We start from the raw sequence: 24,944 nt of genomic DNA, 5'->3' as shown, positions 1-24,944 counted from the left end.
AGTTCAAATTTAGATAAATAATTTATATATAATTCTTTAAGTTGACTTTATTTCTATTTAGTTGTTATTTTGTTGTAAAATAAAACGATCAATTATGAAATTCAATCCAGCAGATAACATTCAAGATTTACAGTATTTTGGCGAATTCGGTGGTGTAAATCCATCTATTTCAGATTCATCTACCTATACTTTCTTATCGGCAAAAACAATGGTAGATACTTTTGAAGGAAATACTGATGGTTGTTATTTGTATTCACGTCATTCTACTCCCAGTAATTTATATTTAGGAGAAGCTTTAGCTGCTATGGAGGGTACAGAAACGGCAAATGTTGCTGCTTCCGGAATGGGCGCAATTACACCTGTTTTATTGCAGTTAGTTGCTGCAGGAGAACATATTGTTTCTAGCCGAACTATTTATGGCGGAACGTATGCATTCTTAAAAAACTTCACACCAAGACTAGGAATTGAAACTACTTTTGTAGACATCACAAAATTAGATATTGTAGAAGCTGCTATTACTGAGAAAACGAAAGTTTTGTATTGTGAATCTGTGAGTAATCCTTTGTTAGAAGTTGCAGACATTAAAGCTTTGTCTGCCTTAGCTAAAAAATATAATTTAAAATTAGTAGTGGATAATACGTTTTCTCCTTTGTCAATTTCACCAGCAAAGTTAGGTGCAGATGTAGTTTGCCATAGTTTAACAAAGTTTATAAATGGTTCTTCAGATACCGTTGGAGGAGTGGTTTGTGGAACACAAGAATTTATCAACGATTTGCGAAATGTAAATGATGGTGCAAGCATGTTATTAGGATCTACAATGGATAGTTTAAGAGCTTCATCCGTCTTAAAAAACATGAGAACTTTGCATATTAGAATGAAACAACATAGTTTGAATGCTGCTTTTTTAGCGGATAAATTTGAAACTGATGGATTGAAAACGGTATATCCGGGTTTAACATCTCATCCTTCTCACCAACTTTTTAAAAGTATGATGAATGTTGAATTTGGTTTTGGTGGCATGTTAACGATTGATGCAGGTTCTTTAGAAAAAGCAAATGAATTAATGGAATTAATGCAGCAGAAAAACTTGGGTTACTTAGCAGTAAGTTTAGGGTTTTATAAAACATTGTTTTCTGCTCCTGGATCCTCTACATCTTCAGAAATATCAGAAGAAGAACAAAAAGAAATGGGTCTTTCAGATGGATTAATCAGATTTTCAATAGGTTTAGATAATGATATTGAAAGAACGTATGAAATGATGAAATCCTGTATGAAAGAAGTGGGTGTTTTATAACAACATTATATTCCTGTTAACCTATCCATAAATTTGCTAAAATCTTCTTTGTTTGGCCTAACTCCGTCAAAGGGTAAAATATCCCAATTTACACCTTCATTATAAATTGTAAAATTAAAAACGGAAGTATTGGCATCTTCAGGATTTAACATTGGATACCGTAAATCTACATATTTATAGGTGCCAACTTTTTCCTTTTTAGAGATATTGAAATAATTATTGCTAAACCAAGTTAATGTTTTTAGATTACCAGTATCCATATCAATTAAATCATGCTGCTTTTTAATAGTTATAATTTTTTCAGAGATTGAGCTCGTATCTAAAAGAGAATAAAAAGTAAAATGATAATTTTTATCAGTTTCAGCCACTGCATACCACAAAATATTATTCAGAATCGTAGGTTGTGCAGAAAATCGATTATAGGCAATTCCTCCTTTTTTAAAAGATTTTTTAAATACGTCATCGATATAAAACTTATTGAAGATTGTAAATATCATATAGGCAGAGCTGATGTAAATTCCTGCTTTTAACCACCAAGTTCTTCTTGCTCTGTTTCTATTGAAAAACATCAATATTATCATGCACAGTAAAAACGGAATGGTATAAAAAGGATCAGCAACAGAAATATTATTAAAGGCAATTCTATAATTGGAAAATGGTGCAAATAATTGCGTGCCATATGGTGTAAAGCAATCTAAGATTGGATGCGTAAAAATGGACCAAAAGAATAGCAAAATCCAATCTTTCTGAGTTGTTGTGCCTTTTCTTTTATTTGAATTATAAAGTTTATAAGTAAGCCATCCAAAAGTAAAACAAGCTAAAACTGCAAACAATATGGAGTGCATAAAACCTCTATGAAACGCCATTGCTTGAATCTCATTGCTGTATAACAGCCGCCCAACAAAAACATCTAAATCTGGAATTGTACCTCCAATTGCGCCGAATAAAAGTGCTTTGTTTCCAATCTTTTTTCCTAGAATAGCTTCTCCACAAGCAGCACCTAAAACAATCTGAGTTAATGAATCCATAATCACAAAAATAAGCCAACCAATTTGATTTGCATAACATTATGTAAAATCGTAACATTACAGAACAAAAAAATAGAGAATGCAACACAATAAAAATGGGTCAAAAACCACAATTAAAGATGAAAAAATTATTGTCAACAAAGAGTTAAATATTTGGGAAGCTCTATTTCCTGTTTTAGCTTTAGTTGCAATGTTGGCTTACAACGTTTTTGTGTTTGGTGATGATGCTTTGAGTGGCAGTAATCAGTTTGTTTTACTTCTGGGTGGCGCAGTTGCAGCATTTGTAGGTTTTAGAAATAAAATTTCTTATAAATTTATGATTGAGGAAGTTGCAGAAAATATAAAATCTACAGCGGGAGCAATCTTAATTCTTTTAATGGTAGGTGCTTTGGCAGGAACTTGGTTAATAAGTGGTATTATTCCATCTATGATATACTACGGATTACAGGTCTTAAATCCAACTATCTTTTTAGCAGCTTGTTTAATAATTTGTGCAATCATTTCTATTGCAACGGGTAGTTCTTGGACAACTTCAGCAACAGTTGGTATTGCATTAATAGGTATTGGAGAGGCCCTCGGAATTTCTCTAGGAATGACTGCAGGTGCCGTTTTATCGGGTGCTTATTTCGGGGATAAAATGTCACCAATGTCAGATACTACAAATTTAGCCCCAGCGATGGCAGGTACAGATCTTTTTACGCACATAAAATACATGGCATATACCACAGTGCCAACCATAGTAATTACTTTAATTATTTTTATCATTTTAGGATTTACACAGAATTCCACTGGAGAGGCAGATACGGCTGTTTTATTAGCAGATATTAATAAGGCGTTCAATATTACACCTTGGTTGTTTTTAGTGCCAATAATTGTCGTTTTATTAATCATTAAGAAAACTCCGCCATTAGCAGCATTATTAGCCGGAACTATTTTAGGAGGTATTTTTGCCTTAATTTTTCAACCAGAAGTTGTTGCACAAATTACGGGTGCTGAAGAACTAACTTTTACGACTGCGTATAAAGGAATTATGCAAGCCATAACTGTTAAAACATCAGTTGCTACAGAAAATGCAGCTTTAGCAGATTTATTTACTGCGGGCGGAATGGCTAAAATGCTAGGAACAATCTGGCTTATTTTATGTGCTATGGTTTTTGGTGGTATTATGGATGCAATTGGTGCCTTGGCAAGAATTAGTGCATTTATGTTAACGCTATTTGATTCTATTTTTGGGTTGTTTGCAAGTACAGTTTTTACTTGTATCGGATTAAACTTTACAGCATCAGATCAATATTTGGCCATTTTGGTGCCTGGTAAAATGTACGCCAAAGTATATGCAGATAAGGGGTTAGCACCAGAAAATTTAAGTAGAACTTTAGAAGATTCTGGTACCGTAACCTCTGTATTAATCCCATGGAATACTTGTGGAGCGTATCACTCTGGAGTTTTAGGAGTTTCTGTTTTTGATTACGCCATCTATGCAATTTTTAATTGGCTTAGTCCTTTTATGACATTGATTTTTGCCGCTTTCAAAATAAAAATTAAGCAGTTGGCAACTAAGTAAAATGATGGTTTATGTAATTATTATTGAAGCTTAAAAACTAGGAAAAATGCCATTACAAGCCAAAATTTTTAGGGTTATTACAACGAAATACTAACGGAGTTGGGTTTAAGATGTAACTCTATCTCTTGGGTTAACTCAAGAAATGCTCAATTATTAAGTCTTCTTTGATGATGTAACTTTCGACTTGGCTGCAAAAAGATTTAGAAAAATAGAAATCAGTAATAAAATCCACGGAGTTCCATGAAGTAAAACGTCAAACCAATCTTGAGATTCCATTCCGTTTTCTGCAGAAAAAGCATTACCTCCCAAAATCCATTGTAATTTACCCCAAATATGTGGCGGATTAAAAGGTGCTAAACCTAAAGTTAAACTTGCTATTAAAAACAGCTTCCAATTTTGTTTCAGTATGTTCATCACTTTTGAAAGGAACTTTTTCTTTATATATTGCGGGTAACTTGCTAAATAAACCAGTTCCACACCAATCCAAAACGAATGGTTAAATCTCTGTAAGGGTAATTCGGTGCAGAAAAATAATTCTTTTCAGTAAAACCAGAAGTTACATTATCTACTTTTAGATACAAGCGGGTTCTACGGACTTGAGCATTTATAAAAACATCAAAAGTTGGAAAACCTATTTCTTCATCATTTTGTAAAGTAAATTCTGCTAATAAAGGATTATAAGCATTTGCTTTGTACTTGGTGAAATATTTAAAAGTAACGCCAATATTTACCAACATGGGTTTTCCTTTAAACCAATAATCGGTGTAGTAAAAAGTATTTCTCGTTACAAACTCAGGAACTCTAAAAACCGAACTTCCACTCGTTACGTTTTGATACATAACCGTATTTTCTAGAGCTAGTTTCCAGTATTTAAACTCTCTATTTGCTTTTACTTTTAAATAGGTAATCTGATTTTCAAATTGCCGTGGTGTATTGTTTTCATCAAAATAAGTATAGTTGTCAATATTAGTAAAATTTAGTGCGGCATTGATCCATTTAGAATGAAAGGTAAAACCTAGATCTCTCGTATTTACGTTGCTAAAATCGTTTTGCCAATTGTAAGCATCATATGAGCTTTGATGTAATAATGTGTTGAAATTTGCCGATTTAGAATTTATTAATAAACTTCCTTTTACAGCGAAAAGACTGTCTTTTTCATAAATAGCCTCTCCTTTTAAATAAGTGCCCGACAACCTTCCAGAGCCTGGTGTGAGAGAAGCATCAGCATTTAGTTGAAAATTTTTAATTTTTGCATTCCAATCTGCTCCAATAGAAATTGCACTTCCTGCTAATTTTAATTTCTTTACAATATTCTTACTGTTTAAAATAGTATCATAGCCATAAGAATAATTTGTGTAATTCACTTTCGCTTTAAATTTACCTAAAACATATTTTGAATTAAATTCTAAATGTACTTCATTACTTGTAATTTTACTTTCTGCATCATTTTTATTGGCATCAGTTGCAGTTACTTCTCCAAATATTGCTGATGTTGCGGATTTTTGTGTAAAATTATAATTTTTACTTTCATTTATAAAAATATGACCAATTTTTAAATTGCTGAAATCTTTTTTAGTGATGGTGTCTTTGTTAGATAGTAGTTTGAAACTTTGTTCTAAATATATGCGATTACTATCGAATTGATTTTCTGAATCGGTTAAATTTACATCTAATCTTGCCCTTTTGTCAAAATCTGGATCTTCAGAAATAAAACTTTCTAAAGCGGCTGTTGTTAAACCACCACTTTCTTCATTAAAAAAATCTTGACTTGTTAAATGGCCTCTAATTTGATATTGATTTTCTTTGGTTCTGTATTGAAAAGTTCCGCGAAAATTTCCATTACTGGCTAAAGATTGTCTATAGGCACCCAAAGAACGAAGACCTTTGTAGGAAACAGAAACATTTAATCGTCTCGAAAAATTTAGTGTAAAAAGAGCATCTACAAATTGCCCTTGTTGCAAGCCTGTGCGGTATGAAATTTCTGTAGTTGGTGTAGGAACTTCATAATATTTTATTTCATCAATGTCTAAATAGCTAAATTGTTTTGCAGTAAAACCAATATCTGGCAGATTATTTAAATTGTTAAAACTGTATGCTAAATTATTAAAAGTTTGACCCTGGTTATGAAAAGGAAGTAATTCAAAGTTATCTGTTCTTAAATAGTTGAATTTGTATTCCTTTTTTAAAGTTAAGGTAGTGTCGATGTATGAAGTATCTCTTTTGTGAGAAAATATTTTATAGTCTGTATATTTTGTTTTTCCGGATAAAATAATCTTGGTAGATCCGTTATTTGTTAGGGAATCAATGCTGCCATTTAAAGCTTCAAATTTGTCTCCTCTCTTTCCATCAAAATTTAATTTTGTCTGACAGTAAATACTATTCAGTACAAAGCCAAATAATAAAAAGGTTAAAAAAATTGTTTTTTTCATTCCAAATTTTAACAAAGACAAATGTAAAATAATTAAACGAAATGAATCAGTAATAATTATGATGAAATCCGATTCTTTAAAAATTCTTCATTAAGTTTCTTTAAAGCTTCTTAAAATTGTAATTTCTATAGAATTTGTCTCCAACTAATGGGGGATAATAAGAATCTAAAAGAAAAAGTTTTCTTTTCTTTGTAATATGTTGAAGTCAAATTTTAGTGGTTTTTCTTTGGAAGCTGGCACGGATGAAGCAGGAAGAGGTTGTTTATGCGGACCTGTTGTTGCTGCAGCCGTAATTCTTCGTAAGGATTTTACACACCCTTTTTTAAACGATTCGAAGCAATTATCGAAAAAAAAGAGAGAAGAATTAAGACCATTTATTGAAGAAAATGCCATTGCATTTGGGGTTTCATTTGTTTGGCAAGATGAGGTTGATGAAATTAATGTTTTGCAGGCATCCATTACTGGTATGCATCGAGCGATTACAGAACTTGAAATTCTGCCAGAATTTATAATTGTAGATGGAAATAAATTCAAGAATTATAAAGAAATACCTCATGAAACGATTGTAAAGGGAGATGCAAAATATGTGAGTATTGCAGCAGCTTCAGTATTGGCAAAAACATATAGAGATGAATATATGGAAAAGATTCACCAAGAATTTCCAATGTATAATTGGCAAAAAAACAAAGGATATCCTACCAAAGAACATCGCAATGGAATTCGTGAATTTGGGATAACACAATACCACAGAAAAACATTTCGGTTATTACCAGAACAAATAAAGTTAGACTTGTAAACTTCAATTCATATTTTTTCTGCTGTTATTTCTTACTCTTTTGACTTTCATTCTTTCACTTGATAAGCAACGAACAATAAAAATATATTTTCCTTTAGGAAACCTTAAATAGTACAAACAAATTTTTCAAATAATCCAAAACACTGCTGCGAATTTTTAGAATTATAATTTCAGAAACAGATTAAGTTATTTAGGGTTTATTTAAAAACTTCAACTATTTTTACGTTCTCAATTTTACAAGATGATTAAAAAAACACGCGCAGAAATTACCAAATGCATTCTTCATAAAGTAGCAAATAAATTTAATAGCGGGCATAATGTATTCTCTGAAGATCTAATTCGCTTCGATCAAGAAAGTTACGATTTAATGAAGAACTTCTTATTAAAACCTTTTGGTGGTTTAACGCAGAGTTATCGTTTTTCACATCATGCAGATGTGCGTTTAAATGAATTGAATAATTATGCTTCAGAGGTTTTTAAAGAAGAGAGTTCGTTTGTAGAATATTCCAAAAACATCGTGAATCATTTATATGAACAATCTAATTCTGCTCAGATAAAAACAGGAGATGTGCTCATCGTTTTTATTGAAGGTATCGAGTATAAAGATGTTTTAACGGAGGCTGTAGGTATTTTTAAAATTGAAAATAAAGTAGATTTTTTTCAAACCTATTTAGACGATAATGAAAGTTTTGATGTTGTTATTCAGAAAGGAATATCGACCAAAAGAATAGATAAAGGTTGTTTAATTTTAAATACTTCAGATACTGAAGGAACGGTTGTTCTTTCTGTGGATAATAATAACTATGATGCTCAATATTGGATTAAAAATTTCTTGAGTGTAAAATTGGCAGATGATTACAATTCGCATACCCAAAACTATTTAGAGCTTTGTAAAGAATTTTCTGAAGAGGTTATTAAGCCTGAATTAGGAATGAAAGAGCAAGGCAACTTTTTAGCAAATACAGTAGATTACTTTAAAGAAAATGAGTCTGTGGATTATGCTACTTTTAAAGATGAGGTTTTTGAGGGAGACAAGCATAAAGAGCTATTTGATGATTATAAAAAGCATTATGAAACTTTAAATGACGTTTTAATTAGAAATAATTTTGATGTTTCTGGAGTTGTTTTAAAGAAAGAAAAAAACAAGTTAAAAACAGAGATTAAGTTAGATACCCATATCAGCATAAAATTAGACGTAGATGCCCCAGAGGCAGCTTCAGAGTATTTAGAAAGAGGTTATGACGAAGAGAAAAAAATGAAGTTTTATAAAGTTTATTTTAACGAAGAAAAATAATTTATGCCGCATGGTTTTAAAAACCTTGTAGGTATTTCTTGTTTTCTAAAGGATAAATTCATCAACTTCAAACAATGTTTTAAAATGTTTTAAAATCTTTTGTTTCACTTCATTTGTATCTATTTTTCTACCCAATTCAGATTCCATAGAAGCCACTGCTTTTCCTTTAATTCCACAAGGAATTATATTGTCAAAATAACCTAGATTAGTATTTACATTCAATGCAAAACCGTGCATAGTTACCCATCTAGAAGAACGAATTCCTAAAGCACAAATTTTACGAGCAAAAGGTGTTCCAACATCTAGCCACACACCTGTTTCTCCCTCACTTCTAACGCCCTTTAGGTCATATTCTGCAATGGTTAAAATGATAGATTCTTCTAGTAGTCGTAAGTATTTATGGATATCTGTAAAGAAATTTTCTAAGTCTAAAATAGGATAACCCACAATCTGTCCTGGTCCGTGATAGGTAATGTCACCACCTCTATTAATTTTGTAAAAAGTAGCACCTTTTGCTTCTAATTGTTTTTCATTTAACAATAGATTGCTTAGATCTCCACTTTTACCCAATGTATAGACATGCGGATGTTCCACAAATAAAAAGTGGTTTTTCGTACTTTCTTGTAGATTATTTCTTCTGTTCTTAATTTTAACATCAACAATTTCTTGCAATAATTCAGATTGAAACTCCCAAGTTTCTTTATAATCCTTAACAAGGAGGTCCTTTAAAAGTATGTTTTTGTTCATAAGTTCAATGACAAAGGTAAATAATTGATTATATTTGAGACTAAAATTGCATCCAAAATATACTTTTATGAAAATTAAATTTTCTCTATTTCTTTTTTTAATAGTAGTGCTTGTAAAAGTTGATTTTTCTTACTCTCAAAATATTTGGAGTAAACAAGAAAAAATGAATTCCCTTTTAGGAAAGAAAGATATTTATCAGAAGAAAAATTTTCCGTCTACTTATGAAATACTAAGTTTAGATATTGAGAGTTTTACAACTAGGCTAAAAAGTAAATCTAGCTCAGAAGAGCGTACTATTGAATTGCCGAATGCTGATGGAAGTTTGTCAAGATTTAGATGTAAAGAAAGCTCCAATTTTGAAGCTAAATTACAAGCTAAATTTCCCAATATTAAATCCTATTCAGCCCAAGGAATAGATGATCCAACTGCCTTGGCAAAAATTAGCATTGGCACCGATGGTTTTCATGCAGTAATTTTTTCTGGTAATCAAGAAACGGTTTATATAGATCCTTATTCAAGAGATAATAAAGATTATATTATTTACAAAAGAAGTAGTTTAAGTAAGCTTGACGAAGATTTTAAATGTCAAGTAGAAGCCTCTGCAAAAAAGGAATTTTCTGTTTCCGATTTTAGTAAAAATGCTAATGATGGAAAATTAAGAACTTATAGATTGGCATTGGTTTGTAGTGCAGAGTATTCCGAATTTCATTTAGGGGTAAGTCAACAAAATATTCCAGATACTGCTACAGATGAAGTTAAAAAAGAAGCTGTGTTATCTGCAATGAATACATCCATGACAAGAATTAACGGAATCTTTGAAAAAGATTTGTCAATAAAGCTCGTTATTGTAAATGATAATAATAAAATAATTTTTTTAGATGCGGCTACAGATGGTATTTCAGATGGCTCACCGTCTACGATGATTAATGAAGTACAGACGATTTGTGATAATTCTATAGGAGATTCAAATTATGATATTGGACACATTTTTAGCATCGGTGGTGATGGCTTAGCTGGTTTAGGAGTTGTGTGTATATCAGGTCAAAAAGCCAGAGGTGTAACAGGAAGATCTCAACCAGTTGGTGATCCCTATGATATAGATTTTGTAGCACATGAAATGGGCCATCAATTTGGCGCAACCCATACATTTAATAATAGTTGTAATGGTAACAGAACAAATTCTACAGCAGTAGAACCTGGAAGCGGATCAACAATTATGGGATATGCTGGTATTTGTTCACCAAATGTTCAAGCAGGAGATCCTAACGGAAATAGTGATGACTATTTTCATGCTGTTAGCATAGCCCAAATGTGGAATACTATTCAAAGTTCTGGTGATTGTGGTGCTTTAACGAACACAAATAATACTGCGCCAACCTCAAATGCAGGTTTAGATTATTTTATTCCTAAGTCTACACCTTTTAAATTAGAAGGCATTGCAACAGATGAAGACGGTTTGTCTAGTTTAACCTATAATTGGGAGCAATTAGATACTGAAATTGCAACCATGCCGCCGTTAAGCACAAATACTTCAGGACCAATGTTTAGATCGTTGCCTTCCAAAACAGCACCTGTTCGATTTATGCCAGATATAGCTACGGTGATGTTAGGCAGTACTTCTACAACTTGGGAGGTAGTGCCTTCTGTAGCGAGAGAATTGAATTTTTCTTTTTTAGTAAGAGACAATCATATTGGAGGAGGAAGTTCAGCTCGAGATGATATGAAAGTTCAAGTTGTAGACGCAGAAGCTTTCATAGTAACTTCGCAAAATGCGGAAGAAACTTTTAGTTCTGGACAAACAATCTCAGTTGCTTGGAATAAAGGAACTACCGATCTCGCTCCAATAGATTGTGAAAATGTCAATATTAAATTATCTACTGATGGAGGTGTTACTTTTCCTATTTTCTTAAAAACAAATACCCCAAATGATGGTGCAGAGGATATAATTGTGCCAGATAATGCAACAGCTAATGCAAGAATTCTAGTAGAAGCTGTTGACAATATTTTTTATAATGTAAACACCTCTAAGTTGAGCATTGTTTCATCAACACCAACCTTTTTGATTATAGACGAGACTGGTGAGCAATCAGTTTGTAATACGGGTGATGAAAGTATCAGTTATACTTTAAATTTCGATTTTATAAATGGTTTTACAGAAACAGCCACTTTAAGTGCTACAGGATACCCAGTAGGTTCTTCTGTAACATTTAATCCAACGACAATAAATTCAGATGGGAATGTGCTTGTAACGGTTTCAAATCTAGAAGATAAAGAAGCTAAAAATTATGAAATTACTATTGTAGGAACATCTGCAACAGTAACACAAAGCGTACGTTTGGTTTTAAAATTACAAAGTTCAATATTTGATGTTTTAAGCTTATCCTCGCCAACAAATGGGGCTACAAATATTTCCATAACGGAAGTTTTAAGTTGGGTTGAAGATCAAAATGCAGCATCTTATGATGTGGAAATAGCATTAGATAGTGGTTTTCAGACCATAGTTTCTAGCGTAAATGTTTTAGAAAACTCCTTTCAAGTTGATGGTTTAGTTTCAGAAACAGTATATTTTTGGAGGGTAAAACCTAAAAATGATTGTGGAGAGGGAAGCTTTTCGGATGTTTTTAGTTTTACAACAGAAATTCCACTTTACTGCCCATCAACTTTTACAGATGAATCAGGAGGTGGAGAGCATATTACAAATGTTACCTTTAGTGGAATTAACAATACCTCAGGAAATGATACCTCTGATGGTTATGAAGATTTTAGATCCATAAATACAAACCTTCTGAGAGGGCAAACAAAACAGATAAGTGTAACTCTAGATACTGCCGGTTTTCAGGATCATTGTTTTGTTTTTATCGATTGGAATCAAGATTTTACTTTTGATAAGGAGACAGAAAGGTATGATTTAGGAACTGTGACAGCGGATATCGGCACCGTTACTTTTAATATTTCAGTACCGGTGAGTGCAAAGTTTGGGGAAACAAGAATGAGAGTCATTATTGAGTACGCTGATCCTACAAATGGTTATGGAGATGGAGCTTGTGATGTAGATCATTTCACAGAATGGGGAGAAACTGAGGATTACTCAGTAACTGTTGTTGAACTGGTAAATAATCCTGATAATTTTTCTGTGTTAACAACTTCAGAATCTTGTGTAGATGAAAATGATGGAGTTATCAATGCAGTTATGGATCAAAGTGAATATACTTATCAAGTCACAGTTTCTGGACCTTCAATTAATATAACTGAAAACTTACCCGGTACTTCTTATACGCGTCAAGGTTTGGCCCCTGGAGATTATGAAGTTTGTTTCTTTGTTGTAGAATCAAATTACACACAGTGTTTTGAGGTAAATATAGAGGCATCTGAACAAATAGCATTAAAAGTAGCAAGCAAAAATCAATCGAATACATACTCTTTTAATATTGATAGCGGAACAGCTCCTTATAAGGTGTATCTGAACGAGAAGTTATTAAGCGTTTCTGATACCAAAGAATTTGAAATAGAAATTTTTGGAAGTGGAAAATTAGAGGTTAAAACTGCAAAAGATTGTGAAGGATTTTACAAGACTAGTATTGGTGAAATTTTATTAAAGCAAAACCCTATTTCAGATTCTATTGATTTGTTATTGCCGATAGGTATTAGTGAGCCTAATATCAATGCCCTAATTTTTGATCTGAATGGAAAAATGATTTACAGCCAGAGTATAAAAAGAGAGGAGAATACCTTATCAATTCCTTTTAAAGACTATGCTTTAGGTATTTATATCTTAAAATTATCCATTGAAAATTCAAAACCAATTAAAATTATAAAGCAATGAAAAAGATATTAATAAGTATTGTTTTAGTTTTTGCTTCTTTTGTGAGTATTCAATGTTCAAAAGATCCTAAAAATCGAGCACCAAGTGCAGTTAATTTAATTTATCCATCCCAGAATTTATTGTGTATAGAAAATACAATTACCTTTAATTGGAGTGAAGCTATAGATCCTGAAAACGATGCATTAGAATATAATATTATCATTGCTACAGACAGGGCGATGACAAATATTATTGAAAACGAAACGACTACTTCTTCAGAATTAACATTTATATTAGAAAAACAAACTGCTTATTATTGGAAAGTTGATGCCTTAGATGTAAAGAACAATCAAGGTACGGAGTCAGAAATATTTGCTTTTTATACCAAAGGAGAAGGAGTTTTAAATTATGCTCCATTTGCATCAGAATTAGTTTCTCCTGAAAATAATGGTCAAGTAAATGCAACTTCTGTAAGTTTAACCTGGGAAGCTGCTGATGCTGATACGGATGATATTTTAAGTTATGAACTTTATTTTGGAGAAAATTCTGACTTAAATTTAATGGACGATACACTTACCGAAAAATCTTATACAGTCTCTGTAGAATCAGGTAAAACCTATTCTTGGAAAGTAAATGTAAAAGATCAATATGAAGCAAAATCCATTGGTCAAACTTGGACTTTTACAGTGAATTAAAAGCCATATTTACTCTTACATGTGAGGTTTTAGAATTGTTTAATTTATTTTAAAACTCAACAAATGAAGTATTTATTTTAAATTTTTTACTGTTATAAAGCTTAAGTTAAAGGAAGATTGATTGATAAAAAACACACGTTACAATGCCACTGCAAACTTCTCTTAAAGAATCTTTTTTTGAGAAAGCTTCTTCATGATTTTATTTGTTAAAAGTAACAAATGGTTACAAGAAATTTAATAAATAAAGAAGCTAAATATTTAACCAATACGTCAATTTTAAATTTAAAGATTTAAATCTAGGTGCAAAATTATTAGAATAATAATTGTCGTTGTAGACAATAAAAAGATCTGAAAGCGGAGCAAAACGCCACTGTAATTTTGTGTTGATTCCAAAATTTTCTTGCTGACTGCTATATTGAATAAAAGTAGACCAAAATAAGCTTTTATTAAAAGTGATGTCTATTTTTGGACCAATTAACCAAATAGAAGCATTTGGGAAAGGATTAGGGAGTATTACTTTATCATAATTAATTTGCATAGAACCGGAAAAATAGGGTTGAATTCTCCATGCTAAATTAGTTGTTAAAGAATATTTTTTACCATTAAAAAAAGTACCTACTGAAGGTTCTATTCGATAAGAAAAATTTTTTCTTTGATCGGATCTATAACTAAGGTTAAAATTGGTGTATGCATAACCTTTATTCGCAGGTAAAGGAATTGCTCCATCCGTTCCTGTAGGATCAAACTCACTAAAAAGATAAGTAAAACGATTCTTCATTTCTGCAGTCAATTCTGCAGTGTTTATAAAATTTGCTCGCCATCTGCTGATGATTGCATAATCTGAATTTTTAAAGTTTAACTCAGGTTTCCAAATAAAAATAGGAGTAATCGAGAAGCTATGTTTTTGAATTTTACTTTCATTTGGCCAAAAAGTACGTTCTATTTGAGGCGAAATTTTAAAAATATCGGTTCTTCTAAGAAACCCCAAATCTGACTGATAATTCTCTCCAACATAAACCCCATTTATTCTTGCACTAAAATTTCTATTAAAATATTGCGTAGAAAACCCAGCAGAATAATCTTTGTTCTTTATACCTGGAGAAAAAGACTTATGAATGAAATATTTCCCAACCCAAGAATTGTCTTCTGAAGCTAAGCGATAATCCATCCCAATAATTCTATTATATGTATCTTCCTCTGCAAGAAAATCATACTCCTTTGTAGCTTCTTTATTAATAATCATAAAGCTAATATTTGATCGGCTAAACAGTTTTTGTTGAAGTGTAATAACAGCACTATTAACAGTAGGGATTTCATTTTCAATGTCTTCTGCAGTTTGCATTGTTAACAAACCAACCCTTAAGTTGTTATTTACTTTGCCACTTAATCTCACTCCAGCAATAATATCATTTTCTATAGTATTATCATTGGCGTCTTTTGCAATACCTATTCTTCTGGAGAAAAAAGGATTAGAATCTCTATTGTTACCAAAATCTGCAAACAAATCACTATTTTCAATAAAGAATAGTCTTCTTTCCGGCAATGAAACTTCAAAGCGAGTAAGATTTGTGATTTGTTGGTCTACTTCTACTTGAGAAAAATCAGGATTTAAAGTAATATCTAAATTCATACTATTACCAATAGTGAATTTTGCATCTCCACCAAATTTTAAATCTGTAATAGAGGTTTTGTTTTCAAAGTCTTTTGCGGTTATTGCATTTACATAAGGTATAATAGAAATTGGAGATTTTGATTTTCCTAGAGGCTTTTCAAAAATCATTTCTCCCATATAAGCCAAGTTAAATATAAATTGATTTTGAGGAATATTTACCCAGGTATTTCTTTCATTATATTGTGTGTCAAAATGATAACTGTTAAAGCGCCATTTGGTTTCACCCTCTCTGTATTTAAAAGCCGACAATGGAATGATCATTTCTATAATGTAATGATCGTCTTTAATTTCCGTTTTACATTGCCATTTGGTGTCCCAAGCCATCGTAAACCCTCTTAGTTCAGAACCTCCACCAGATAGAAGCATTTCTCTTTTTACTCCATAAGGATTGGTTCCAAAAATGAATGCATTAGTTCCATCATTAAATGTATCAAATAAAAAGGTAATATTATCGCTACCGCCGGCTCTAAAGTCTCTTCTAAGAGAAGGTGTAATAAATTTATTATCAGGAGCATTTACTTTGGCACCTATGTATAAATTTTTATCATCAAATAAAAACTTAATACTTGCTTGTTGTTTTGCTTGCGTAGAATCTGAAGGGAAATATTGCCAGAATCCGGAAGCTCCTTTGCTGTCTTTCCATTCATTTTCGTTAAGATTTGCATCTAAAACGATTGGATTCTCAATAAAATTAACAAATACGGATTTATTAGTTGTTTGGGAAAAACTATGTATTACAAAAAGGAAAGTAATAAAAACTAAAATATTTTTCAATAGGATTTATTTTGATATGTATCAAAGATAGTACAAAAAAACCTCATCTGATGAAGATGAAGTTTTTTGTAAAAATGAACAATAGTATTACCTTAAAAAAGGATATTTATAAATTATTTATTTAGTTCTCTTTTGTTGGTTTTGGAAATTTAGGAGGGGTTATTTTCTTTTTACCTTTTAACTGAGATAATAATTCTGTAACGGCTCTTTCCAACTGAGGATCTGAACCTTTTTCTAAAGATTTTGCATTTTGCCTTACAGCTATATCTGGTGCAACTCCTTTGTTTTCTGCAATCCAGGCATTTGTTGCTGGATCAAAAACAGCATTGTCTGGTGCTGTTAAAGAACCACCATCTATCATTCTATAATGAGTAGATGATTTCACCAATCCACCCCAAGTCGTAGCTCCTATTAATAATCCTGCTTTTTGTTGTCTAAAAACCCAAGGGAAAAAATCCCCTCCAGATCCTGCAAGTTCATTTATCAATAATACTTTGGGCCCCATAATTCCAGCAGGTAAACGCATCGCTTTTCCATTCGGAACTTCATTTGTTAATGCTGCTCTTGGTTTACGCGTCATTAAGTCTACCATATAATCATCTAATAATCCACCGCCATTAAAACGTTCATCAATGACAGCCCCTTCTTTATTTTGCTGAGCAAAATAATATCTATTAAAAGAAACAAATCCTGGTCCACCAGTATTTGGTACCCAAATATAACCTAGCTTTCCTCCAGAAAGTTTGTCTACCATTCTTCGGTTATCTTCTACCCAAGTTCTTTGGCGCAATGAATTTTCGCTTTTAATTGGTTTTACAATTTCTTTCCAAGCACCTTCAAAAGATGGTTTTGTATTGATATGTAACGTAGTTTGTTTAGTAGCAGTGCCATCGAGATATTTATAGATGTTGTCTTTGTCAGTAATTTCTTCATTATTGATGCCAACTAAATAATGTCCTGCTTTAATTTTCATGCCAGGCTGATCTAAAGGGCCATTTAATCCTGGGTTCCAAGCCTCTGAAGTGTAAATTCTTTTGAATTGCCATTTCCCTTGTCTGGCTGAAAAATCTGCACCTAACAAGCCTCCTTTAGCTGCATCAATAGTAGGGAAATCTCCACCACGAACAAAACTATGTCCAACCGATAATTCTCCATTTACTTGATCTAAAATATAATTTAAATCTGCTCTGTGTTTTACAAAAGGCACTAGCGGTGCATACCTTTTATAAACTTTGTTCCAGTCTCTACCGTGCATTCCTGGATCATAAAAATAATCGCGCTCGTAGCGCCAAGCTTCTTCAAAAATTTGATTCCATTCACTAATTCTGTTTAGCTTCATGTTAAAATCTAACTTTAAAGTTTTGGCACCTTTTATATTTGTCCCAGTAGTTTTTGCTACTTTCCATTCTCTGCCGGCTTTCACAATCATGTGTTTTCCGTTTGGAGAAATACCATATATGCTTAGCTTTTTTCCAAATTCTGTTGCCTTTAATTTTTTTAAATCAAATTTTTGAATTGCTTTTTCATTAGAAATAAATACAAATCCGGCAGGTCCAGCAGCAATACTTCTGAAACTTTCTTTTAGAGGCAAAGCCAAAATTCTACGAGAAATTCCGTTAAAATCAATAACTACTTTTTTGTCTTTTTTTTCTTCAGATTTTTTCTTAGAATCTTCATTTTCATCACCTTTCTTGCTTTTATCGTCTTTCAACTTTTCTTTTTCCACAACTTCTTCATCGCTTTTCGGTTTAAAAGGAGAAGCATCTTTTTTAGCCAAATTAATTACATAAGCAGCATAATTTGGTTTGGCCGTCATAGAACTTGTATTTGCCCAACCAGAGCGCAATGCAACATCTGTACTTGCTAAAAAGTATAAATGTTTGTGGTCTAAATCCCAGGTAGGAGAAAATGAATCTGCAAATGGATCTGTAATTGCTGTAACCTTATTAGACGCTAAAGACCATACTTTTATTTGTTTTAAACTATTGTCGCCAGATTTAGCATACGCTAACCAATTAGAGTCTGGAGACCATGTGATTCCCATTCTACCACGTTCTAAGTTGTTGCCAGCATTGTCAATCGTTCTGATGGTTGCTGCTTTTAAATTAACAATTCTAATGCGTGTATCATCATCTACAAACGCAATATTCTTTCCGTCTGGAGACCAAGTTGGTTCCCAAGCCATTTTAGAAACCCCAATAGAAATAGTGGTTGTTTTAGTGGTTCCGTCTTGATTATTTACATGCAAAGCATATCCTTTTCCATTTGAATCAGAAAACCATGCGATTTTATCTCCTTCTGGGGACCAAATTGGCGCTCTATCAGCAGCTCCAGAACTTTTCGTGATATTTCTTGCATCTCCAAATTCTACAGGAGCCGTAAAAATATCGCCACGTGAAGCCATTACAACTCTTTTTCCATTAGGAGAAATATTTGCATAATCTACTCTTTTATTGACATTTACCCATTTAGTATCTGTCCAAGGAAAATCTCCTTTAATAGAAATTTTTAAACGTTTTGTTTTATTGTTTTTTATATCTAACGTGTGCAAATAACCATCTTGTTCAAAGATTAAGTGACTTTTAGATCCACTTAAATATTTTACAGCAGTTCCTTTAAAACGAGTGACTTGTTTTACTGCTTTTGTTTTTGTGTTGTATGACCAAACGTTAGAGGTATGTGTTCTGTCGGATAAGAAATATACTATACTTCCATTCCAAACGGGGTATTTATCAGTAGTTTTATTGTTTGGTAATAAGGTTTCGTTTAAGGTTTTTAAATCGATAATAATTAACGGAGTGTTTTGTCCACCACGATAATCTCTCCATTCTTCATCCCAACGTCTCATTTTATCAATCACCAATTGTTTTCCATTTGGAGAATACGATCCTGCAGTTGCCCATTGTTCAAATAATTTAGTGACTGGACCGCCATCTATAGAAACAGTATACAATCTATTATACCTACTTGGTGCTGTGTCTCTATTTGAGGTAAATAAAACTCGTTTACCATCATTTGTCCAACCTTTAGCAACATCGGCACTTGTGTGCCATGTTAATCTTTTGGCTTCTCCACCAGCAATCGAAACAATATAAACTGCTGAAGAGCCAGACCTGTTTGATGTAAACGCAATCCATTTTCCGTTTGGAGAAATGTGTGGATTGCTTTCAAGTGCTGCTGTGCTTGTTAATCTAGTTGTAAGATTTGTAGTTAAATTTGTTGTCCAAACATCAGATCCATAGGTATATGCTATTTGGTTTCCATTAATTGTTGGTTGTCTTAATAGCCGTGTTTCTTGCCCTGCTATACGTGCTGTTGATAAGAACAACATGATAACAAGAATACTTTTGAAAATTGATTTCATAGGATTAGTGATTGATTTTAAAGGATTACGTTAAAGATACAAAATCTTGGTATTTAATCTTGCGAGAGAAATGATAGGGTTAAGGATAAAAAAAAAGCCTCATCTTATGAAGATGAGGCTTTTTGTATGCATGAACAATAGTATTATCCTAAAAAGGGATATTTATAATCTGTTGGTGTTACAAAAGTTTCTTTAATTAAACGAACAGAAGTCCAGCGTAATAAATTTTGTGCAGAACCAGCTTTATCATTTGTTCCAGAAGCTCTTGCGCCTCCAAATGGTTGCTGACCAACAACTGCTCCTGTTGGTTTGTCGTTGATGTAGAAATTTCCAGCTGCATTCTCTAATGCTTTAGATGCTTTTTCAACAATATATCTATCTGTAGAAAAGATTGCTCCTGTTAAAGCATATTCAGTAGATTCATCTACTAATTTTAAAGAAGCTTCCCATGCAGCATCTTCGTATACATAGATTGTCATAACAGGGCCGAACAATTCTGTACACATTGTTTTGTACATTGGATCTTTAGCTACAATAACGGTTGGTTCTATGAAGTATCCAACAGATTTATCGTGACCCCCCCCAATGATAATATCTGCATCAGGATCCGTTTTAGCAGCGTCTAAAAAGCTTGCAATTTTATCAAAAGAACCTTCGTGTATAACTGCATTTACGTAGTTTGATGGATCTTCTGGAGAACCCATTTTTATTTCATTTGCTTGTGCAATTAAATGCCCTTTTACTTCTTCCCACATGGATGCAGGAATAAATGCACGTGATGCAGCAGAACATTTTTGACCTTGAAATTCAAAAGCACCTCTTGTAATTCCTGTTGCAACTTGCAGAGGGTTGGCAGAATTATGCGCCCAGATAAAGTCTTTACCACCAGTTTCTCCAACAATTCTTGGATATGTTTTATAGTTGTGGATATTATTTCCTATTTGTTTCCATAAGTTTTTAAATACATGCGTAGATCCTGTAAAGTGTAATCCAGAGAAATCTGGAGAAGCAAATACAGTATCGGTAATCATCACAGGATCTCCGTAAACTACATTTATTACGCCATCAGGCAAACCAGCTTCTTTAAACAAATCTACAATTACTTGAGCAGAATATGCTTGATGATCAGAGGGTTTCCATACCACAACATTTCCCATTAAAGCTGGGGCAGCAACTAAATTTGCAGCAATAGAGGTAAAGTTAAAAGGTGTAATGGCATATACAAATCCTTCTAGCGGTCTATACTCAACTCGGTTCCAAATTCCTGGAGCAGATGCTGGTTGATCTTTAAATATATCTGTTAAATATTGTACATTGAAACGGAAGAAATCAATCATTTCACAAGCCGCATCAATTTCTGCTTGATGAACGTTTTTAGATTGTGCAATCATTGTAGCCGCATTCATTCTCGCTCTGTAAGGTCCTGCTAATAATTCAGCCGCTTTTAAGAAAATAGAAGCTCTTTCCATCCAACTTACGCTAGACCATGCTTCTCTTGCGGCTAAAGCAGTAGCAATTGCAGTATCTACATGAGATTTGTCTGCAGTATGATATTGTCCTACAACATGTTTATGGTCATGAGGAGGTGTAATATTCTTTGTATTTCCTGTTCTAACTTCTTCGCCATTAATATGCATTGGCACATCAATATTGCTGTTAAACATTTCTTTGTAAGTAGCTAATAATTCTGTTCTTTCAGGAGAACCTGGAGCATACCCTTTTACTGGTTCATTAACTGCTTCTGGAACATTAAAAAATCCTCTTGCCATTTTATGTGTTTTTAAGTTTTAATCTACTAATTTTGAGTGTCAAAGTTACAATTTTTGTTTCAATAAATTTAGTTGATTTTTGATGTCTTTTGTTAAAGTAAATTCAATAATTATATTAAAAAACACTATTTTTAATAAATAATTAAATGATATATGTGCACGGTAACCTATCTTCCTTTAGGCAATAATAATTTTATTTTAACCTCTAATCGTGATGAAACGCCACTAAGAAAAACAATACCACTAGAGATCTATAAAGAAAATGGTGTAGAATTAACATACCCGAAAGATGCTTTAGCAGGAGGAACTTGGATTGGTGCAAGTACAAAAAATAGATTGGTTTGTTTGCTAAATGGCGGATTTAAAAACCATACAAGAAATCGTTATTACAAGATAAGTAGAGGTGTTATTGTAAAAAAAATCCTTTCTACAGATAATGGGGTTGCTTATATTAACAATTTTGATTTTACAGATATAGAACCGTTTACATTGATTTTGATTGATTATCATTTGCAATTAGAAGCTTATGAATTGGTTTGGGACGGCATTAAAAAACATTTTAAAAAACTAGCAGAGGAGCCTAAAATTTGGTCTTCATCTTCTTTATATACCGAAGAAATGAAAGTCTTAAGAAAAGAATGGTTTTCTGATTGGTTAGCAAAAAATGATGTCTTTCAGCAAGAAAAAATTGTTGACTTTCATCAAAATGAAAACTTAGGAAATACAGAAATTTCGCTTAAAATGAAAAGAGCTTTTGTAGAAACGGTGAGTATAACTTCGGTAAAAAAAATAGCATCCAACATAGAAATGACTTATTTAGATGTAAGAACAACTAAAAGAGTGCAAAAGAAATTAAGCCAACAATAACAACCCCGAAAATAGAAATAAAAATATAGGTAAAGTTTAGGAGTGTAAATTTTATAAAAGTTTTAAAATAACCTTGTTGGTAAAACTTGCGCATGGCGATCAAAAGATACATTAAAAAGAGGACTGCAAAAATCCATAATTGAGGTGTAGCCCCAAAGAGTTCTAATAAAAAGTAAATAGATAAAAGCATAAAAAATACGGTTTGCGTATGAAATACCAGGACTAAATGGTCTACATACGTGTATTTTCTTCTAATGTAAAACAACTTTAAAAATAAGGTAAAAAAGGGTAAAAATACAAATAGTGCTATGGAAATATAGGATAGCAATTGGTTGCTAAATTGTTCTTGACTTTCTCCTTCAGTAGTCAAAGAATTGATCACTTTTGCTCTGTTGTATAAAAACCTATTGAAAAATGTTTTTTCTTTTTGAAGGCTATCTAAAGCAGCATCGATACTTGTTTTAGGGTGTTTTTTTTGAAATTCTAAATAATCAGCAATTGGAAGCCCTGCAAAGTCAATTTTATTTCCGGTTGTACTGATCGATTTTGTAGAGTCTTTTGCTTTTTCTGCTACTTGGTCTATAATTTTTTTTCTTTTTACAGAATCTATAGGAATCCAAGAGTTTTTAAGTTCGGTATTAACAGCGTTTTTTAAGGAGTCTATATCTACATTCTTTACTGCTTGATCAGTATCAAAAGAAATAATTTTCGATTGCTTTTGTTCAGTGCCGTTTTTAAGTTCTTTAAATTTATCAATGTTTTTAGAAAGTCCTAAGATTAAAAAGAAAAGGATAGAAACGGTTAAATAAAACTGAAAAGGATTGGAGTAGCGCTGTCTTTTGCCATCCACATACTCTTTAGAAACTTTACCAGGTTTTATTAAAAGCGGAATTATTGTATTCCAGAATTTTGCATCAAAATTGAAAAATCCATTAAAAACTTCATGAATAAAACTTTTAAAAGTAATGTTGTTTCCTTTATTTGCTTGGCCGCACTCTGGGCAGAATTTTTCTTGGCCATAAAATGGATGCCCACAATTTAAACATGCAGGATCTTTAATTTTTGCTACTTTATTTTTTATTTTTTTTAGTTTGATAATACTGGTGTTGCAAGTTGAAAAGTTGGTATGTATACTTTAAACTCTTCTAAAGTTTCTATGTTTTTCATGGTATAATACCCTTTCATGGCGCCCATTGTAGATTCTAAAAAACACCCAGAACTGTAAGTGTAATTATCATTGGGTTTTAATATAGGAGTTTGCCCAACAACTCCTTCTCCTTTTACAAGTTCGGTAGTATTCAACGAATCAAAAATTTTCCAAAAACGATCTGTTAATTGCAACGTTTCTGATGATTTATTTTCAATGGTTATAAAGTAAACAAAAGTATAATACAACCTATTATTTCTATAGCTTGTGCCATTATATTTTGTTTTTACAGAAATTTTAATTCCTTTTGTAATTTGTTGAACCATTGCAGTAAATATAGCTTTTTAGATTAAAGACTGCAAATCAAAATTTTTAGTTACCTATTTTGATTGTAAAAACCAGCGCCAATACCAATCACTCTATCGTACAAACCACCAAAAGGTTTGTAATATACGATTACTGTATATTGGTTTTCAGTTTGAAAAAAAGTACCATTAATTTGGTTCGTATCTACCAGTTGATTATCGTCAACCGTGGCAAAGGTATAATTGTAAAAACCTTGTTTTAGTAAAATTTGTCCTTGATAGCTAGAGGTTTCAAAATTGTAAAAAAGTTTATTTTCATCTTCAATTTTAAAATTATTAAAAGCGCCATAGATATAAACGTCTTTATTGGCAATTGGTGTGTCTGCATATAAAGTAAAATGCATCATGGCATAATCTGCCTCTGTGTTTGTGTCATTTGCATCTAAAGTTCTTATCACAAATTGGCCATTAATATCTGGGTTGTATGTGTAACTTCTATTCGGCTTGTAGGTAGAAGGGTATAAGTAATGATGAAAAACATTCTTCATGTCTATTTTAACCACATTTAAACTTTTATTTCTAATGAGTTTACTGTCAAAATTTAAATATTCATTTCCTCCCCAAAAATTAGTTTTGTTTGCGTAGGTGTATTTTAACTGATTTTGTTGAAAAAAAGTTGGCTGTAAATTGGTAATTTTTTCATTCCAATTTTCATTTTTTAGCAGAGCAACATGCACTTCTTGAGAAGGGTTGTTGATTCTAAGGTTTGGATGATTTACTGTAAATTCAACGGTTTGTTGCGTGTCTCTTGTTTTCGTGTTTCTGCTCCTAGAAACTGCAACTCCAATGGTTGCTGCATTTTCATAGAGAACAAGTTTTCTAGAAAAAACAACTTCATCGTCATCATTTAAAATAGAAACTAAATAATTTCCGCTTTTGGTGATAATAGAATTTACATTCGGAATTTTCACCTCATAATGTGTGTAATTCTGAAAGGTGTTAAAAGAATTGGTCACATTTATAATTGAATTCTGATCAAAACCATCTATAAACTGACTAGAAAGCAATCTGCTTTTTTGCCAGTCATGCGTCATGTGTTCTATTTTGTATTGGTAATCTTTACTATCTGCATCTAAATCATCAAAAGACAATTCTAAAACTGTTCCTAAAGGAACTATTGCGGTAAAATTATTTGCTTGAAGTGGTCTTAACTGAATTGATTTTATCTGCTGTGCATTTACAGATGTAATAAAAATTAATAAAATCCAGATTATTTTTTGATGCATTTTTTTATATAAGATATTGGTCAAATGTAATAAAATTAAAGCTTTTAGTTTTTATTACAAATACTATTCCACTTTTGAGTTTATGTTAAAATCTGAATTCTTATTGCATAA

17 protein-coding genes are annotated in these 24,944 nt (G+C 32.1%); 7 read left to right on the top strand and 10 right to left on the bottom strand.

Annotation, left to right across the window (positions count from 1 at the left end):
* The first annotated feature begins 94 nt into the window (after positions 1–94).
* Positions 95–1,294 (top strand): aminotransferase class I/II-fold pyridoxal phosphate-dependent enzyme, encoded by a 1,200-nt coding sequence (locus BLT88_RS12205; RefSeq protein ID WP_091955056.1) that lies wholly within the window; start codon positions 95–97, stop codon positions 1,292–1,294.
* A 5-nt stretch (positions 1,295–1,299) separates the two neighbouring features.
* Here the strand turns inward: BLT88_RS12205 and BLT88_RS12200 are convergent, their stop codons facing one another.
* Positions 1,300–2,322, bottom strand: a complete 1,023-nt coding sequence (locus BLT88_RS12200) for a metal-dependent hydrolase (protein WP_036783248.1) — start codon at positions 2,320–2,322, stop codon at positions 1,300–1,302.
* Positions 2,323–2,401: 79 nt separating this feature from the next.
* Between BLT88_RS12200 and nhaC the strand changes: the two genes are divergently transcribed.
* Complete coding sequence (gene nhaC / locus BLT88_RS12195; protein WP_091955053.1) at positions 2,402–3,886, top strand: Na+/H+ antiporter NhaC; 1,485 nt, start codon at positions 2,402–2,404, stop codon at positions 3,884–3,886.
* A gap of 153 nt (positions 3,887–4,039) precedes the next feature.
* Here nhaC and BLT88_RS12190 read toward each other — a convergent pair whose 3' ends face one another.
* Both BLT88_RS12190 and BLT88_RS12185 read right to left on the bottom strand, forming a co-directional pair.
* Positions 4,040–4,300: a hypothetical protein gene (locus BLT88_RS12190; RefSeq protein ID WP_036788022.1), complete on the bottom strand. Its 261-nt coding sequence runs from the start codon at positions 4,298–4,300 to the stop codon at positions 4,040–4,042.
* Positions 4,301–4,344: 44 nt separating this feature from the next.
* Entirely contained in the window at positions 4,345–6,315 is a 1,971-nt protein-coding gene (locus BLT88_RS12185; protein WP_091955798.1) for a putative porin, read from the bottom strand.
* A 196-nt stretch (positions 6,316–6,511) separates the two neighbouring features.
* Between BLT88_RS12185 and BLT88_RS12180 the strand changes: the two genes are divergently transcribed.
* Both BLT88_RS12180 and BLT88_RS12175 read left to right on the top strand, forming a co-directional pair.
* Positions 6,512–7,111, top strand: a complete 600-nt coding sequence (locus tag BLT88_RS12180) for a ribonuclease HII (protein WP_091955052.1) — start codon at positions 6,512–6,514, stop codon at positions 7,109–7,111.
* A gap of 241 nt (positions 7,112–7,352) precedes the next feature.
* Positions 7,353–8,405, top strand: a complete 1,053-nt coding sequence (locus BLT88_RS12175) for a nucleoid-associated protein (RefSeq protein ID WP_091955050.1) — start codon at positions 7,353–7,355, stop codon at positions 8,403–8,405.
* A gap of 45 nt (positions 8,406–8,450) precedes the next feature.
* Here the strand turns inward: BLT88_RS12175 and lipB are convergent, their stop codons facing one another.
* Complete coding sequence (gene lipB / locus BLT88_RS12170; RefSeq protein ID WP_091955049.1) at positions 8,451–9,152, bottom strand: lipoyl(octanoyl) transferase LipB; 702 nt, start codon at positions 9,150–9,152, stop codon at positions 8,451–8,453.
* Between the two features lie 67 nt (positions 9,153–9,219).
* Between lipB and BLT88_RS12165 the strand changes: the two genes are divergently transcribed.
* Together BLT88_RS12165 and BLT88_RS12160 are read left to right on the top strand one after the other, a co-directional pair.
* Positions 9,220–12,975 (top strand): reprolysin-like metallopeptidase, encoded by a 3,756-nt coding sequence (locus BLT88_RS12165; RefSeq protein ID WP_231959997.1) that lies wholly within the window; start codon positions 9,220–9,222, stop codon positions 12,973–12,975.
* Positions 12,972–13,649 (top strand): fibronectin type III domain-containing protein, encoded by a 678-nt coding sequence (locus BLT88_RS12160; RefSeq protein WP_036783269.1) that lies wholly within the window; start codon positions 12,972–12,974, stop codon positions 13,647–13,649. The genes BLT88_RS12165 and BLT88_RS12160 overlap by 4 nt, the downstream gene beginning before the upstream one ends.
* Positions 13,650–13,899: 250 nt before the next feature.
* On the opposite strand, the gene BLT88_RS12155 is transcribed toward BLT88_RS12160, so the two are convergent.
* From BLT88_RS12155 to pruA, 3 genes are all read right to left on the bottom strand, one after another.
* Positions 13,900–16,095 carry a DUF5916 domain-containing protein gene (locus BLT88_RS12155; RefSeq protein ID WP_091955046.1) on the bottom strand — a complete coding sequence of 732 codons (2,196 nt, stop codon included), beginning with the start codon at positions 16,093–16,095 and terminating at the stop codon, positions 13,900–13,902.
* A gap of 121 nt (positions 16,096–16,216) precedes the next feature.
* Positions 16,217–19,459 (bottom strand): S41 family peptidase, encoded by a 3,243-nt coding sequence (locus tag BLT88_RS12150; RefSeq protein WP_091955045.1) that lies wholly within the window; start codon positions 19,457–19,459, stop codon positions 16,217–16,219.
* Positions 19,460–19,602: 143 nt separating this feature from the next.
* The gene (gene pruA, locus BLT88_RS12145; protein WP_091955042.1) at positions 19,603–21,228 is read right to left on the bottom strand and encodes an L-glutamate gamma-semialdehyde dehydrogenase; all 1,626 of its coding nucleotides are present in this window, start codon (positions 21,226–21,228) and stop codon (positions 19,603–19,605) included.
* Between the two features lie 153 nt (positions 21,229–21,381).
* On the opposite strand from pruA, the gene BLT88_RS12140 reads away from it, so the two are divergent.
* Positions 21,382–22,095 (top strand): NRDE family protein, encoded by a 714-nt coding sequence (locus tag BLT88_RS12140; RefSeq protein WP_091955040.1) that lies wholly within the window; start codon positions 21,382–21,384, stop codon positions 22,093–22,095.
* On the opposite strand, the gene BLT88_RS12135 is transcribed toward BLT88_RS12140, so the two are convergent.
* The 3 genes from BLT88_RS12135 to BLT88_RS12125 form a co-directional block, all read right to left on the bottom strand.
* The gene (locus BLT88_RS12135) at positions 22,061–23,044 is read right to left on the bottom strand and encodes a DUF3667 domain-containing protein (RefSeq protein ID WP_297799635.1); all 984 of its coding nucleotides are present in this window, start codon (positions 23,042–23,044) and stop codon (positions 22,061–22,063) included. The genes BLT88_RS12140 and BLT88_RS12135 overlap by 35 nt on opposite strands.
* Positions 23,045–23,181: 137 nt before the next feature.
* The gene (gene apaG / locus BLT88_RS12130) at positions 23,182–23,568 is read right to left on the bottom strand and encodes a Co2+/Mg2+ efflux protein ApaG (protein ID WP_091955037.1); all 387 of its coding nucleotides are present in this window, start codon (positions 23,566–23,568) and stop codon (positions 23,182–23,184) included.
* Positions 23,569–23,618: 50 nt separating this feature from the next.
* A complete protein-coding gene (locus BLT88_RS12125; RefSeq protein ID WP_091955035.1) occupies positions 23,619–24,833 on the bottom strand; it encodes a DUF5103 domain-containing protein in 1,215 nt (404 codons plus the stop codon).
* Between the last annotated feature and the right edge of the window lie 111 nt (positions 24,834–24,944).

This window comes from Polaribacter sp. Hel1_33_78 (assembly GCF_900106075.1).
Taxonomy (GTDB): domain Bacteria; phylum Bacteroidota; class Bacteroidia; order Flavobacteriales; family Flavobacteriaceae; genus Polaribacter.
Note: the sequence above shows the minus strand (reverse complement) of the source record. Positions and strands in the feature narration are given on the sequence as shown.